Here is a 15,096-nt window from a genome sequence, read left to right on the forward strand (position 1 = left end):
CCAGTATGCTGTCTGACGAAGACACCTGTCAACGGTCCGGATCAGAAAGCGGTGACATGGAATGACCGACCTTCAGGCGCCCGCCCTGCCTGCGAGCAGCCCGGCGCTCAGCCCGGCGATCAGCCCCGTGACCTCGCTGGCGTACGCGGCCTATGAGCGCATCCGGGACCGGCTGATCATGCTCGACATCAGGCCGGGCGAGCCGATCAACGACGGCAGGCTCGCGGAGTCGCTCGGGTTCGGCCGCACCCCGGTGCGCGAGGCCCTCAAGCGCCTGGAGACCGATCATCTGGTCGTCTCCTACCCACGCCGGGGCACGTTCGCGACGGCCGTCGACGTGACCGAGCTGGGCGCGATCTCCGACCTGCGCCAGCAGCTCGAGCCGTTCGCCGCGAACCGGGCGGCGACGGCCGCCACCGAGCAGATGCGGGGCGAGCTGCGGGCCATGGCCGCGAGGGTGCGCGGGCTCGACGCATCGGGTGACAGCCGGCCCACGCTGATGCGGCTCGACATGTCGGTGCACCGGATGATCTACCGCGCCACCGGCAACAAGCACCTCGAGGACGTGCTGATCAGGTACGACAACCTGGCCACGCGGATCTGGTGCCTGGTCGTCGACAAGCTCCCCGACCTGGCCTCCCACATCTCCGAGCACGCCCAGCTCCTGGACGCGATCGCCGACGGCGACGCCGAGCGCGCCGAGCGGCTGACCCGTGAGCACATCGACAGCTTCGCGACCGAGGTCCGTCGCGTCCTCTGACCGCGTCGTTCGCACCATGCGATCGGGCGCCGGCCCACCCGGCCGGCGCCCGATCCACATCCGAAGGCTCAGCCGCGCAGGCGGCTCATGCTCGGGTCGAAGAGCGGCTCCGGAGTGACCGTGGCCGAGATCCGCTGACCGAAGTACTCGATCTCGACCTGGTCACCCTCACCGATCGCCGCCGGCAGGTAGGCATAGGCGATCGGCTTGCCGATCGTGAACCCGTACGCCGCGCTGGTGACGTAGCCGACCGCGGTCTCGCCCGACAGCACGGGCTCCTTCCCGAGCACCATGGACTTGCCGTCGTCGATGGTGAGGCAGCGCAGGCGGCGGGCCGAGGTCTCCACCGAGCGGCCCTCGAGCGCCGCCTTGCCCACGAAGTCCTCCTTGGCAGACTTGACCGCGAACCCGACGCCGGCTTCGTACGGGTCGTGCTCGGTGGTCATGTCGGCACCCCAGGACCGGTAGCCCTTCTCCAGCCGGAGCGCGCCGAACGCGGCCCGGCCGGCGGCGACGACGCCGTGCTCCTGGCCGGCGTTCCACAGGACGTCCCACAGCTTCTGGCCGTTCTCGGCGGAGGCGTAGATCTCCCAGCCGAGCTCGCCGACGTAGGACAGGCGCAGGGCCGTGACCGGGATCCCGCCGATCGTGGCCCGCTTGCCGCGGAAGTACTTCAGCCCGTCGTTGGTGAAGTCGTCGGTGCTGACCTTCGCGATCAGGTCCCGGGCCAGCGGGCCCCACAGGCCGATGCAGCAGGTGCCGCCGGTGGTGTCGCGGACGTGGGCGGCCAGCGACGGGTCCTCGGCGCGCAGCTTGCGGGCCTCCCGGCGCAGGTACGCCAGGTCGACCGTGCCGTTGGCGCCGACCTGGTAGAGCTCGTCCTCGAGCCGGGCGACGGTGATGTCGCTCTTGATCCCGCCCTGCTCGTCGAGGAACAGGGTGTAGGTCACCGCGCCGGGCTTCTTGGCCACGTCACCGGTGGTGAGCCGCTGCAGCAGCGTCTCGGCACCGGGGCCGGAGACCTCGAGGCGGCGCAGCGGCGTCATGTCGTACATGGCGACCGCGGTGCGGGTCTTCCACGCCTCGACCGCCGCGATCGGCGAGTGGTAGCGGGCCGACCAGTCATCGCGCGTCGGCGACTTCCACTCCTCCGGCAGCTGGTCCAGCAGGGCAGCGTTGGCCTCGTACCAGTGCGGGCGCTCCCAGGTCCCGGCCTCGAGGAAGAACGCACGGAGCTCGACCTGGCGGGCATGGAACGGGCTGACCCGGAGGTCGCGGGGCGACTCCTTGGGCTGCAGCGGGTGCAGGATGTCGTAGATCTCGACGAAGTTCTGCTGCGAGGTCTCGCTGACGTACGCCGGGGCCAGCTGCGTCTCCTCGAACCGGTTGAGCTCGAGGTCGGCAAGGTCGTGCTCCGACCGTCCGGTGGTCAGCACCTCGGCCAACGCCCGGGCGACGCCGGCGGAGTGCGTCACCCAGACGGCCTCGGCGACCCAGAAACCGTCGACGTCGCGGGACTCACCGACGAGCGAGCCGCCGTCGGGCGTGAAGGAGAAGATGCCGTTGAACGACGACTCCGCGATCTCCGCCTCCTGCAGGCACGGGAGCAGCTTGCGGCACTCGTCCCACGGGCCCGCGAAGTCCTCCGGCGTGAAGTCGAGGCGGGACGGCATGTTGTCGTGGTCGACGTGCTCCGGGGTCGGGCCGAGGTCGGAGGCGACGTACGGCATCGGCTTGTGGGCGTAGGAGCCAATCCCGTAGCCCTCGCCCCACTCGCGGAAGTAGAGGTCCTGGTCCTGGTGGCGCAGGATCGGCAGGCTCGCACCGTCGGGCTGGTCGTGCTTGCCGGCCAGGACCGGGACGGGCGTGGTCTTGATGAACTGGTGCGCCAGCGGGAGGAGCGGCACGTCGGTGCCCGCCATCTTCCCCACCTCGACACCCCAGAAGCCGGCGCAGGAGACGACGATGTCGGCCTCGACGACGCCGTTCGTGGTCTCGACACCGGTGACCCGGCCGCCCTCCTGGAGGACTCCGGTCACGGCGGTGTGCTCGAGGTAGGTGACCCCGGCCGCCCGCGTACGCTCGACGAGCAGGTCGACGGCACGGGCCGCCCGGGCCAGGCCGTCGGTGGGGATGTGCAGGCCGGCGAGGACCTGCGACTCGTCGATGTGCGGGTAGAGGTCCTTGCACTCGGCGGGGCCGACGACCCGGGCGTCGATCCCCCAGGACTTCGCGTAGCCGAGCTTGCGGTAGAGCTCGGCGACGCGGGCCTCGGTGGTCGCGACCTCGAGGCCGCCGACCTGGTTGAAGCAGCTCACGCCGTCCTTCTCCAGGCCCATGAACTTCTCGACGGTGTACTTGGCGAACAGGGTCATCGTCTTCGAAGGGTTGATCTGGAAGACGAGACCGGGAGCGTGAGAGGTCGAGCCGCCGGGCAGGTTGAGCGGGCCCTGTTCGACGACCGTGATGTCGGACCACCCGCGGGACACGAGTTCGTCCGCGAGGTTCGTGCCGACGATGCCGGCGCCGATGATGACTGTGCGGGGCGAGACGGTGCTGTTCGAGGATGGCATGAGCTTCTCCGTGGGTTCGGGTGGTGGTCAGCGGAAGACGACGGTGCTGGAGCCGTGCATGAGGACGCGGTGCTCGCAGTGCCAGCGGACGGCGCGCGAGAGCGCGAGGCACTCGGCGTCCTGGCCGACGTGAGCCAGAGCCTGGGGCGTGTAGGTGTGGTCGACCCGGTTGACCTCCTGCTCGATGATCGGGCCCTCGTCGAGGTCGGCGGTGACGTAGTGGGCGGTGGCGCCGACGAGCTTCACGCCCCGCGCGTGCGCCTGGTGGTAGGGCTTGGCGCCCTTGAAGCCGGGCAGGAACGAGTGGTGGATGTTGATCGCGCGTCCCTCGAGCTGGCGGCAGAGGCCGTCGGACAGGATCTGCATGTAGCGGGCGAGCACGACCAGGTCGATGTCGTACTCCTCGACCAGGTCGAGCATGCGCTGCTCGGCCTGCGGCTTGGTCTCCGGCGTAACCGGGATGTGGATGAACTCCAGGCCCGCCGCCTCCGCCATCGGGCGGAGGTCCTCGTGGTTGGAGGCCACGACCGCGATCTCGGCGTCCAGGGTCCCCCCGCGCCACCGGAAGATGAGGTCGTTGAGGCAGTGGCCGAACTTGGAGACCATCACCAGCAACCGCGGCTTGCGCTCGTCGTGGAACGTGTACGACATCCCGAACCGGTCCGCGATCGGCCCGAACGCGGCGGTGAGCTCATCGACGTCCGCGCCGTCGACCGCGGTGAACTCGGTCCGGAGGAAGAACAGCTCCCCCATCCGGTCGTCGTGCTGCTGGTGCTCGAGGATGTCGACGCCGCGGTCGTACAGGAAGCTCGTGACCGCCTGCATGATCCCCGGGCGCTCCTGGCAGGAGAGCGTGAGCACGTTGGTCGTCGCTGTCGGGACGGTCGCCACGGACGCAACAGCGGTCGAGCTTGGCGGACTGATGGTCATGCGGGGCTCCTGATTGCCGGGAATGATACACAACTCATATATCAGAATGATCGTAGAACGGCTCTCAGAGCGCCGTCAAGGGTTTCCGGCACGTCCGAACAGCCGGCTACGCCACGGCGAGGACGGCGCGCAGGAAGGTGTCGGACGAAAGGTGTCCGGAACGGCCCGTGCGGGCCCGAAGGGACATGCCCCTCGGACCCGCACGGAAGAGTCACCTCAGAGTTGGCTGATCACCGCCTTGGCGTCCCGCTGCAGCGCGGCACGCGCGTCGGCATCGGCGACGTTGAGCGGGCTGGCCGCCAGGTCGGCGTACTCCTGCAGCTGCGATCGCGCGGCGGCACGGCGCCCGGCAGCGGCGTGCTTGGCGGCTTGGCCGAGCCGCTTCTCCAGGACGCTCTCCCCGGCGCGCGTGATCTCGCCGGAGCGGGAGAGCCGCTCGGTCAGGGCGGTGAGCTCACTCAGCGAGGTGGTGGTCGTGAACGTCACCGTCCTCGTCGTCGCGCGTCCCGCCTTGTCGGTCGCGGTGACCTCGAGGGTGTGCGACCCGAGCGAGAGCCGCCACAGGGCGAGCTTGTCGCCGGCGACCGCGGCACCGTCCATGGTCGCGGCCACGGACCCGACACCGGAGGTGGCGTCGGTAGCGGACCATGACGCGTTCCCGGAGTTGCCGACCGTGGCGCCGTCGGAGACACCCTCGACCGCGACCTGCGGCGCGGTCTTGTCGATCCGCACCACGACCTGTCCGACCTCAGAGACGTTGCCACCGTTGTCGGTCGCGCGGTAGTGGACGGTCGTGACGCCTTCCGCGGACACCGTGAGCGGGTTGTTCGCGTTCTCCCAGGTCTGACCATCGTTGGTCGAGCGCTGCCGTGAGGCCAGGGTGCCGTTGTCGGTCGCGGCGACCGCCACCGACACGTTCCCCGTCCACCAGCCGTTCTGCCCGGTCGGCTGCGCCGGGTCGAGCGTCGCAGAGACCGTGGGCGGAGTGACGTCGGCGAAGCCGTCCCCGACGAACCTGATCCGGTCCAGGGTGACGCCGCCGGTGGAGGTCACGAACAGCTCACCGCTGCCCGATGGCGCTCCGGTCAGGTCGGACGTCGTCTCGGACCAGTCCGCGCTGTCGACGTCGAACGAGGCGAACGGTGTCGCGTCGGCCGACCCCGACCGCAGCTGCACGCTGCCGGTGCCACTGGCGCGCAGCTTCGCCGAGGTGATGCCGGCGAAGTTCACGGGCTTCCAGGAGAGCCAGTCGCCCGCATCGAGCGAGGTGACCTTCCGCAGGCCGCTCGCCGTGTCGTCCGGGGCGATCGCGACGCCCTCGGATGCGTCGGCCCACTCGGCCTCCTGCGACTTCGGGTTGAGGATCATCGACACCTCGGACCTGGCCGCCGGCACACCGTTGGCGCCGTTGTCGGTGTAGCCGATGACGACGACTCCGAAGATGTTCTCCGTCTCGCCGTGCTCGGTGGCGTCGGCGGGCGTCGGGATCGCGAACTGGCACCCCGTCCCCTGGCTGAGCGGGTGGGCGTGGACGTCGTGCCCGAGGCCGAACGTCCAGGTCACCCGGGAGCACACCGTCGCGCCCCCGTCCTCGGCGTCGTCGGTCGTCACCCGGAACGGCACCGCCTGGCCCCAGTCGAAGAAGCCGCCGTCGGCCGGCGTGGCCACCTCGATGCTCGGCGCGACGTTGCCCACGCTGATCGAGGTCGAGGTGATGCCGCGACGCCCCTCGGCGTCGGTGACGCGGAGCCGGGCGGTGTAGCGGCCGAGCTCGTCGTAGGTGTGCGACGTGGTCGCCCCGGTGGCGTCGAAGGTGCCGTCGCCGTCGAGGTCCCAGTCGTAGGTGAGCGCGCCGCCTTCGGGGTCGACCGAGCCCGAACCGTCGAACTCGACGGTCAGCGGTGCCGAGCTGCTGGAGATCGGGTCGGCGACGATGTCCGCGCGCGGCGCCTTGTTGCCGACGCTGTAGTCGATCCGATAGAGCCCGGCATCCGGGTTAGCACGGAAGAAGCCGTCACCGTAGTCGAGGACATAGAGCGACCCGTCCGGCCCGAACTCGATGTCGATCGGGCTGTCGGTGATCGGCTGCCGGTTCGTCTCGAGATCGATGTTGGGCAGGAACTGCTCGATGTGCGAGACCGGGCCACTGGGCCAGTCGACGGTGAACGCCGCCAGGTAGTCCTGGGAGAACTCGGCGAAGAACGCCTTGCCGTCCCAGTACTCGGGGAACTTCGTCGGCGAGGGGTTGTCCGCGTCGTAGTGGTACACCGGACCGCCCATCGGTCCCTGACCGCCCGCCGGGCTGAAGTCGGTCAGCTCGGGCCACGGCTGGTGGGTGTTGTTGTCGCCGTAGTAGAGGGTCGCGGCCTTGGCCGGCGGAACGGTCGGGAGTCCGGTGTTCCACCGTGAGTTGTTCTCCGCACCAGCGGCGCAGTCGAAGAAGTCCCTCGGCGTCGCCGTCTCGAAGTTCCACTCGTTGTAGTTGAAGTGGTCGCCGGTGCAGTAGGGCCAGCCGCCGTTGATCGGCTCGTCGATCGCGGTCGTCTGCCACTCGACGTACCCCATCGGGCCACGGTCCGCGTTCGGCGCCCCGGCGTCCGGGCCGTAGTCGCCCCAGCTCACCGAGCCCGTGGCGGCGTCGACATCCATCCGGAACGGGTTGCGCAGACCCATCGCGAAGATCTCCGGTCTCGTTCCCTCCGTGCCGGGGGCGAACAGGTTGCCCTCGGGGACGGTGTATGAGCCGTCCGCCTGGACCGCGACCCGCAGGATCTTGCCACGCAGGTCGTTCGTGTTGCCCGCACCGCGGCGGGAGTCGAAGCCGGGGTTGAAGCCGGGGGCGTCGTTGTTGGGGGCGTACCCGTTCGCGCCCGGGGCTCCTGCCGGGGTGTTGTCACCCGTGGCCAGGTAGAGGTTGCCCTGGTCGTCGAAGTCGACGTCACCGGCGACGTGGCAGCACTGACCGCGCTGGACCTCGACCTTGAGGATCACCTGCTCGGTGTCGAGATCCAGCCTGTCGGCGGACTCGTCCCACTTCACCCGGGTGAGCTGGTTGTAGCCCTTCCACTGGTCCCAGTAGGCCTCGGTCTGGCCGGCCGGCAGCGTGTTGGGGGCGGAGCCCGAAGGCGTGGTGGTCGGGTAGGGGCCGGTCATGGTGCGCGGCGCGTAGTAGAGGTAGACCCAGCCCGACTCCTCGAAGTCGGGGGCGAGGGTGACCGTCTGCAGGCCGTCCTCGGAGTTGTTGTACGTCGCGATCGTGTTGACCACGCGGGTCGTACCTGCGTCGGGATCGACGAGCCGGATGTCGCCGTTGCGCGCGGTGGTGAGCACGCGCCGGTCCGGCAGGACGGCCATGTCGATCGGCTCACCGGTGTCCTTGGTGAGCGTGACCTTCTCGTAGTTGGACCAGTCCAGGGCGAGGCCGGCCCCGGGCTCGGTGCCGTGGTCGACGCCGTCGTGAGCCGCCGCGGGCGTCGCGAGTGCGAGCCCGGAGGCGAGAACGAGTCCGAGCCCGGAGGTCACCGCGAGGAGTGATCTTCGGGCACGACGGCGGGAGACCCGACCGGCTGAGCTGTTTGTGGGCATGACGATTCCTTCGAGAACGAGGGCGGAAGATGCCGAAGAAGGGCGCGCGAGCACGCCGGTGGCCGGAGCGCGACCCGGTGAGGGCGCGCTCCGGCAGTTCGCGACGGGAGAGGTGGCGGCCGGTCAGCCGCGGAGCTCGTCCATGTTCTGGTAGCTCAGCTTGGCGAAGGCGAGGGACTGGCCGGGGTTCGCCGCACCGCCGGGCGCGGTGTCCTGCTCCCACATCGGGTTGTGGTAGCCCCGCGCCGGCATGTTGCCGAAGAAGGCCTGGTAGTCGATGTCGCCCTCCCCGAACGGCGCCATCACGTAGCCGTTGGCCTGCGTCTCGTCCTTCTTGCCGTCCTTGGCGTGGAAGAGCGGGAAGCGCATCGGTGCGGACCTGACGACCTCGAGCGGGTCGAAGCGGTCCTCGACGAGGCTGCCGTCAGGGGCGGTGTAGGTGTGGTGCTTGTACTGCGCGACGTGCGCCCAGTAGATGTCCATCTCCAGCGACACGTGGTGCGGGTCCGTGTTCGCCAGGAACCACTCCAGCCGGCGCACCCCAGACGACCGCGTCGGGCGGCCCAGCGCGTCGGCCGGTCCGCTGTCGAGGAGGAAACTGTACGCGACGTCGTGGTTGTGTGTGTAGAGCTTGAGCCCGTGTCCGGCCGCGCGCTCACCGAGGATGTTCCAGCGATCGGCTGCGGCCTGCCAGTCGGCCAGGTAGGCCGACCCGGTGGGATCGCTTCCGGTCCCGATGTGCCTCATCCCCAAGATGTTCGCGACCTCGCACGCCGCGTCGAAGGCGGCCAGGGACGCATCGGTGATCGTGGAGGGGACCGACCCGTGGTTCCCCTCGGCCTCGAGACCGTTGTCATCGAGCCACGTCCGCAGCAGACGTGCCCCCTCGACGTTGTTGACATTGCCGCCGGGCGCATTGGCGCTCTGGTTGAAGCCGGCGAACTCGATCTGCCGATAGCCGATCTTCGACAGCTCCTCGAAGACCGCCCTGAACCCCGAGGCGTACGGGCTGGTGGCCGGGTCGCGACTGATCGCGTCGCGCACCGTGTAGAGGATGATCCCGCGCCGCGGCCGCGGGATCAGCAGCGCGTTGCCGGCGGCGGCCGGCCCGGCGAGAGGCACGCCGCCGAGGGCGATTCCCGCCGCGGCCATGCCTGTGGTGGCCGCCAGCAGCTGGCGACGGTTGAGCCCGAGCTTGCGTGCGATAGCCGGAACCTCGTGGTTCGCGGCAGGGGTGGGACGGTTGCGCATCAGTGCTCCTTCGGGAGGGTGAAGCCAAGTGAGCCGCAACTGTGACCTGCGTCACGTTGTGCGATCGTCAACTTACGGTTTCAGTCAAGCGCCCGTCAATAGTTCTAATTCATCATGCGAAAGTTTGAAACTATCTTTCGAAAGTCCGGGGCTGCGCGGCGTACGAGGCGCGGGGTGAGGCATCGAACAGACCTGGCCCGCGCGGCGCCGAGCCAGAGGCCAGCGCCGTAGGCGAGGTCGTCGAGGCGGCGGCCGAGGAGGGTCGTGGGCCGGAGGTCGCTCTCGCGGGCCGCGACGGCGGCGTCGACGACGAGCGCGGCAAGCACCATGCGGCGCACGGTGCGGCTGAACAGGCAGGCGATCAGCGTGAGCGGCCACCAGTGGCGCAGCAGGAGGGCTGACTCCTGGCGCAGCGACCAGCCGAGGCCTCTCCCGGCGAGACGGGAGGCGAGGCCACGGCGGCCGGGGATGTCGGGGAGAGCCTCCGAGACGACGCGGCTGCCCCAGACCAGCGAGGCCAGCGCCGCGGGTGCCGACCACCAGCGGCAGGCGAGGATCGCGGCTCCGGCGGCGGCCATCGCCGGGGAGAGCACGGCCGGGGCGATCGCGTCCCCGTGGCGGCGGCCGAGCTCCGCGCCGCCGGAACCGTAGACGAGCTTGCGGCCGAGCCAGCCGCGGATCGTGCCGCGGACCTCGTGGAGCGCTTCGAGATCGGGCTGGTAGCGGACGACGTGACCGGCCTCGACCAGTCGCCAGACCAGGTCGACGTCCTCGCCGACACGGAGGTCGGCGGCGAAGCCACCGACCTCCCTCATCGTCGTCGTGCGGGCGACCAGGCAGGCCGACGGCAGCCACCCGACGGCCGCCCCCGGGCGGACCGAGCAGGCCCTCGCGCCGAGGGAGAGAGAGGAGGCGGCGACGTCGTGCCGTTCGAACCACGAGGGCCGCACCTTGTCGGTGTGTCCCCGCACCAGCGGCCCCGCCAGCGCGACCCGAGGGTCAGCGAGCTGGCCGGCCAGCTGCGCGAGCATCGCCGAGTCGGCGCTGACGTCGGAGTCGACGAAGGCGACGTACGGTGTGGTGACCCTGGCGAGGCCGGCGTTGCGGGCGCCGGCGGGTCCGCGGTTGTCGGCCAGCGCGAGGAGGGTGGCGCCGTGGCGGCGTACGACCTCCGCGACGGCGGCCGGGTCACGGGAGGCGTCGTCGACGACGATCACGTTGAGCCCGTCCCGGGCGACCAGGGCGGCCAGGCAGCGGTCGAGGTGCTCGGGGCGGTCGTGGGCCGGGACGACGACGGTGAGCTCGGCCGGGTCGACCGGCGTCAGGTCGTCGGGATCGGCGAGGTTGCCGTCGAGCAGGCGTCGGGCGACGAGGTCGGTGGCGGCGTCGCGGACCTGAACCCGCCTGTCGACCACCCGGCCGGCCGCGGCGGGCGCCAGGCGCATGGATCGCAACGGGGATCCGCCGACCAGCGACAACCCACCTTCAGGTGTCCGGAGGAGTCGTACGTCATCGCGGACCCGCACCGTGAAACCGTCCGGCAGCAGCGTCATCCGCCGAAGCCTCCGTCGGCCGCGACGTCCGATCCGTTGAGCGCGGCACCCGCACGGGAGCAGGCGTGGACGATGGTGGCGGCGACCTCGTCCGGGGTGAGCGGGCGGCGCAGGAGCTGGTGCCCGGCGAGGTCGTCCGGACCGACCGAGTAGAGGCCGGCGGTCGCGGCCAGCATCGCGGTGTCGGTCGATCCGGGCGAGACGGCGCAGGCGGTGACCCCGGTGCCGGCGAGGTCGGCGGCCAGGCCCTTCACCAGGCCGACCACGGCGTGCTTGGCGGCGTTGTAGGCGGCAAGATGGAACAGCCCGTGCGAGCCCGCGGCGGAGGCGATCGCGACGAACCGGCACCCGCTGGGGTCGGGGCCGGCGAGCATCGCCGGGACGACCGCGGCCGCGGTGTTCCAGACCCCGACGACGTCGATCTGCCACTGCAGGTAGAGCGAGGTGTCCTCCCACAGCGGACGGCCGCCGGCGATCACCGCGGCGGCCGCCACCGCGATGTCGAGCCGTCCCCACCGCTGAGTCGCGGCGCCGACCGCGGCGGTCAGCGCCTCCGGGTCGCGTACGTCCCCGACGACCGGTTCGACCCAGCCGGCCGGAAGCGAGGCGACGAGGGCGTCGAGATCGGCCTTCGTGGCCTGCGGGTAGCCGGCCGGCGAGTCCTCACCGGCGCACCAGTCGAGCGCGACGACGCGTACGCCCTCGGCCACCAGGCCTCGGACGGTGGCGGCGCCGATGCCGCGAGCCGCGCCGGTCACCAGCGCCACCCGGGTCGTCGCCTCGGCTGCGGTCGCGCCGGGTCTCATCGGGTGACCGCTCCGATCTGAAGACGGTCGTAGGCGGCGAAGACCATCTCGGCGAGGATCCGCTTCCCGACCTCCGCGCTCGCACCTGTCGGGTCGCCGAGGACTCCGTTGGCCGAGACCGCCTCGACTCCCCCGGCCCGCATCCGCGGGAGCAGCTCGCGCAGCGGACGGGTGTTGCCGGGGGCGGCGTTCCGCAGCCGAACCCGCTCGGGAGCCAGGTGCAGCATCAGCGAGGTCTCGGTGAGCCCGGCGTGCGGGTCGGCGTACGGCACCTGGCACGGGACCCAGCTGACGTCGCGGCCTTCGCCGCGAAGGGTCCTGACCCCGGCGTCGAGCCCGTCGAGGTTGCCTCCGTGCGCGTTGACGAAGACCACCCGGGAGGCCCAGGTGGTCAGGGACCGGCCGAGCTCGACGACCAGGGAGGTCAGCGCGTCGGTGCCGATCGAGATGGTGCCGGGGAAGGACTGGTGCTCCCCGCTGGCACCGACCGGCACCGCCGGCGCTACGGAGGCGCCGATGAGCGGGGCGAGCTCGTCGGCCACCGCGGTCGCGATCACCGTGTCGACGTCGAGCGGCAGGTGCGGGCCGTGCTGCTCGGTGGAGCCCAGCGGCACCAGGACGGTGCCGCCGGGCACGATCTCCGGCCACGGGCGGTCGGCGAGGCTCACGGTCAGTCCGCTGTTTCAGGGCCGAGGGCGAGCTCGAAGCCGTCGGGGATCACCAGGTCCTGCGGGGTGAGCTCGTGGATGGAGGCCTTGCCCATGCCCAGGACCGCCGAGTCGAGGCCGTTGCGGAGGATGTCGAGGACGTTCTCGACGCCCGCCTGGCCGTTGGCACCCAGGCCCCACAGGTAGGCACGGCCGATCATCACCGCGCGGGCGCCCAGGGCGAGCGCCTTGGCGACGTCGGAGCCGCGGCGTACGCCACCGTCGAGGAGCACCTCGATCTGGTCGCCGACCGCGGTGGCGATCGGAGGCAGCACCCGGATGGTGGCCGGGGTGCCGTCGAGGTTGTTGCCGCCGTGGTTGGAGACCGAGATCGCGTCCACGCCCGCATCCACCGCGCGCAGCGCGTCGTCGACGCGGCACACGCCCTTGAGCATGAACGCCTTGCCGTCGGTGATCTCCTTCCAGGTCGCCACCATCCAGGCCACGTCGTCCCACGACGGCGGCGGCGTGGTCATCCACTCGTAATAGGCACCGAAGAAGGTGGGCGGCTCCCCCAGGCTGCCGTCGTCGGCGATCGGCGCCAGGTTGGGGGCGGTCAGGTCGGGGATGCCCCCGCTGCGGGCGTACGCCGCCATCCACCTGCCCCGGCTCATCACCTGCGGCGCGAACCTGAGCATCGCGGAGAGGTCGACCTTCTCCGGGATCTCCGGGCTGCCCCAGTCGCGGCCCATGGAGAAGGACCAGTCGAGGGTGGCGATCAGTGCCTTGGCCCCGGCCGCGTGGGCGCGGCGCATCCGGCGGACCATCACGTCGCGGTCACCGGTCCAGTACATCTGGAAGAACGTCGCCGCGTTGGCCTCCACGACCTCCTCGACCGACTTCGAGGCGAAGTTGGACAGCCCCATCACCGTGCCCCGGGCCGCCGCCGCCCGCGCGACCGCGACCTCACCGTCGGGATGCACGGCCTGTACGCCGGTGGGCGAGATGATCACCGGGAACCCGATCTCCTGGCCCAGCACGGTGGTCGACAGCTCGCGCTTGTCGTGATGGCCGGCCACGTGCGGCGCGAGCCCGAGGTCGGCGAACGCCTGTTGGTTGTCCGCGATCGTCTGGCCGCGCTCGGAGCCGGCCAGCAGCGCGGCGTAGACCGGCTTCGGCAGCCGCTTGCGGGCGCGCTCCTGCGCCACCGCGACGGACTCGAACCACGGATTCTGCTTCCAGGGGTTCTTCCAGGCCATGTCAGTTTCTCGCTTCTGTCTTGAGAGGTTCAGTTCGGGGCGAAGCCGGCCAGCGGCGACTCCGCGCACGCACTCACCGGCGGGGCAAGCTCGGAGTCCGGACGCCGCCGGGAGAGCGTCAGCAGCACGGGTGCGTTACGGCTGGGGGCGATGCGGGAGTGGTCCTGGCTTCCTGCGGGGATCGTTCGGGCCCCGGCGAGCGCGGACTCGCCGTAGCCCTGGACACACTCCGGGTCCGGCCCGTCCAGCGGCAGGCCGGTGAAGAACTTCGCGGCCATGCAGCCACCGCGACACGAGTCGTAGTGGGCACAGCCCGAGCAGGCGCCACCGGTCTGCGGCTCGCGCAGCTCCTGGAAGAGCGCCGAGGTCTTCCACACTCTGTCGAAGCCGCCGTCGGTGAGCAGGTTGCCGGCCAGGAACTGGTCGTGAATGGCGAAGGGGCAGGCGTAGACGTCGCCGACGGGGTCGATCAGGCACACCACGCGCCCGGCGCCGCACAGGTTCAGACCAGGCAGTGCACCGCTGCCGTCCTCCGGGCCGAAGGCAGCCAGGTGGAAGAAGGAGTCACCGGTGAGCACGTCGTCGCCGTTGGCGACGAGCCACTCGTAGAGCTCGCGCTGCTGCTCGGGGAGCGGATGGAGCTCGTCCCACACGTCCGCGCCGCGACCCGACGGTCGCAGCCGGGTCAGCCGCAGCGTCGCCCCGAAGCGGTCGGCGATCGCCTTGAAGTCGTCGAGCTGTCCGATGTTCTCCCGGGTGCAGACCACGCTGAGCTTGGCGTCGCGGAAACCCGCCTCGTGCAGGTTGCGCAGCGCAGTGATCGCGGTGTCGTAGGACCCGGTCCCACGCACCCGGTCGTTGACCTCGGCGGTGGCGCCATCGAGCGAGATCTGGACGTCCACGTAGTCGCTGCCCGCCAGCCACCGCGCCCGCTCCGGGGTGAGGCGGACGCCGTTGGTCGAGAACTTCACCCCTACGTCGTGGGCGACGGCATATTCGACCAGGTGCCAGAAGTCGGGACGTACGGTCGGCTCGCCGCCACCGATGTTCACGTAGAAGACCTGCATCCGCTGCAGCTCGTCGATCACCGCCTCGCACTGCTCGGTGCTCAGCTCGCGCGGGTCACGCCGGCCGCTGCTCGAGAGGCAGTGCGCACACTCCAGGTTGCACGCGTAGGTCAGCTCCCAGGTCAGGCAGATCGGCGCATCCAGGCCGAGCTCGAAGTTCTCCACCAGCTTCATCGTCTCGCTCCTCTACTCAGCAGGTCGGATCATGTCGGTCCGGGCCAGGCCGGAGAGCGCAGCGACGTACGCAGCGTGCTGGCCCTCCGGCACTCCCGATGCCACGAGCGCACCGCGCACGTCCGGGTGCGACCCGAGGGCGCGCACCACCGCCACCAGCTCGGGACGCTTGAGGAAGGTCAGCTTCCGGTTCCCGAAGTGGTAGGCCAGCGCCCCGAACGGCTCCGGCCGCAGCGCCACCGACGGCGACAGCGTCCACGCGCTGTCCAGGCTCACGGCGGCCATGCTCACGGCGGCCATGCTCACGGCAGTCATGATCAGTAGACGCCGCACATGCCGTCGATCGAGACCTCCTCGATCAACGACTCCTCGGTCAGGGCCTCGTCCACGACCTGGTCGGTCTCCTCAGGGTTCATGACAGCTCTCCTTCATCTCGGTTGAACGTGACTCACAACACATTAATGACACTCAAGGTCAAAAAGATAGGGGTG

General features: G+C 70.6%; 12 protein-coding genes. 1 reads left to right on the plus strand and 11 read right to left on the minus strand.

The genetic code is table 11. From position 1 onward, the window contains the following. Positions 1-61: 61 nt before the first annotated feature. Positions 62-760, plus strand: a complete 699-nt coding sequence (locus ACFV9G_RS05905) for a GntR family transcriptional regulator (protein WP_378725758.1) — start codon at positions 62-64, stop codon at positions 758-760. A gap of 68 nt (positions 761-828) precedes the next feature. Here ACFV9G_RS05905 and ACFV9G_RS05910 read toward each other — a convergent pair whose 3' ends face one another. From ACFV9G_RS05910 to mftA, 11 genes are all read right to left on the minus strand, one after another. Next, complete coding sequence (locus ACFV9G_RS05910) at positions 829-3,333, minus strand: FAD-dependent oxidoreductase (RefSeq protein ID WP_378725760.1); 2,505 nt, start codon at positions 3,331-3,333, stop codon at positions 829-831. Positions 3,334-3,360: 27 nt separating this feature from the next. After that, positions 3,361-4,263, minus strand: a complete 903-nt coding sequence (purU, locus tag ACFV9G_RS05915) for a formyltetrahydrofolate deformylase (protein ID WP_378725762.1) — start codon at positions 4,261-4,263, stop codon at positions 3,361-3,363. Between the two features lie 216 nt (positions 4,264-4,479). Beyond that, a complete protein-coding gene (locus ACFV9G_RS05920; RefSeq protein ID WP_378725764.1) occupies positions 4,480-7,848 on the minus strand; it encodes a PQQ-dependent sugar dehydrogenase in 3,369 nt (1,122 codons plus the stop codon). A gap of 123 nt (positions 7,849-7,971) precedes the next feature. Then, positions 7,972-9,099, minus strand: coding sequence for a sugar phosphate isomerase/epimerase family protein (locus ACFV9G_RS05925; RefSeq protein ID WP_378725766.1), 1,128 nt, complete (start codon positions 9,097-9,099; stop codon positions 7,972-7,974). 104 nt (positions 9,100-9,203) lie between these two features. Beyond that, positions 9,204-10,652, minus strand: a complete 1,449-nt coding sequence (mftF, locus tag ACFV9G_RS05930; RefSeq protein WP_378725768.1) for a mycofactocin biosynthesis glycosyltransferase MftF — start codon at positions 10,650-10,652, stop codon at positions 9,204-9,206. Continuing rightward, a complete protein-coding gene (locus ACFV9G_RS05935) occupies positions 10,649-11,458 on the minus strand; it encodes a mycofactocin-coupled SDR family oxidoreductase (protein ID WP_378725770.1) in 810 nt (269 codons plus the stop codon). The genes mftF and ACFV9G_RS05935 overlap by 4 nt, the downstream gene beginning before the upstream one ends. Next, entirely contained in the window at positions 11,455-12,126 is a 672-nt protein-coding gene (gene mftE, locus ACFV9G_RS05940; protein ID WP_378725772.1) for a mycofactocin biosynthesis peptidyl-dipeptidase MftE, read from the minus strand. The genes ACFV9G_RS05935 and mftE overlap by 4 nt, the downstream gene beginning before the upstream one ends. A gap of 2 nt (positions 12,127-12,128) precedes the next feature. Continuing rightward, entirely contained in the window at positions 12,129-13,364 is a 1,236-nt protein-coding gene (gene mftD, locus ACFV9G_RS05945; RefSeq protein ID WP_378725774.1) for a pre-mycofactocin synthase MftD, read from the minus strand. Positions 13,365-13,393: 29 nt separating this feature from the next. Further along, on the minus strand, positions 13,394-14,605 hold the full coding sequence (gene mftC / locus ACFV9G_RS05950) for a mycofactocin radical SAM maturase (RefSeq protein ID WP_378725776.1): 1,212 nt from the start codon (positions 14,603-14,605) through the stop codon (positions 13,394-13,396). Between the two features lie 12 nt (positions 14,606-14,617). After that, a complete protein-coding gene (gene mftB / locus ACFV9G_RS05955) occupies positions 14,618-14,905 on the minus strand; it encodes a mycofactocin biosynthesis chaperone MftB (RefSeq protein ID WP_378725848.1) in 288 nt (95 codons plus the stop codon). A gap of 17 nt (positions 14,906-14,922) precedes the next feature. Next, positions 14,923-15,021, minus strand: coding sequence for a mycofactocin precursor MftA (gene mftA / locus ACFV9G_RS05960; protein WP_378725778.1), 99 nt, complete (start codon positions 15,019-15,021; stop codon positions 14,923-14,925). Between the last annotated feature and the right edge of the window lie 75 nt (positions 15,022-15,096).

Origin of the sequence: Nocardioides sp. NPDC059952, assembly GCF_042730435.1 — a bacterium.
Classification (GTDB): domain Bacteria; phylum Actinomycetota; class Actinomycetes; order Propionibacteriales; family Nocardioidaceae; genus Nocardioides.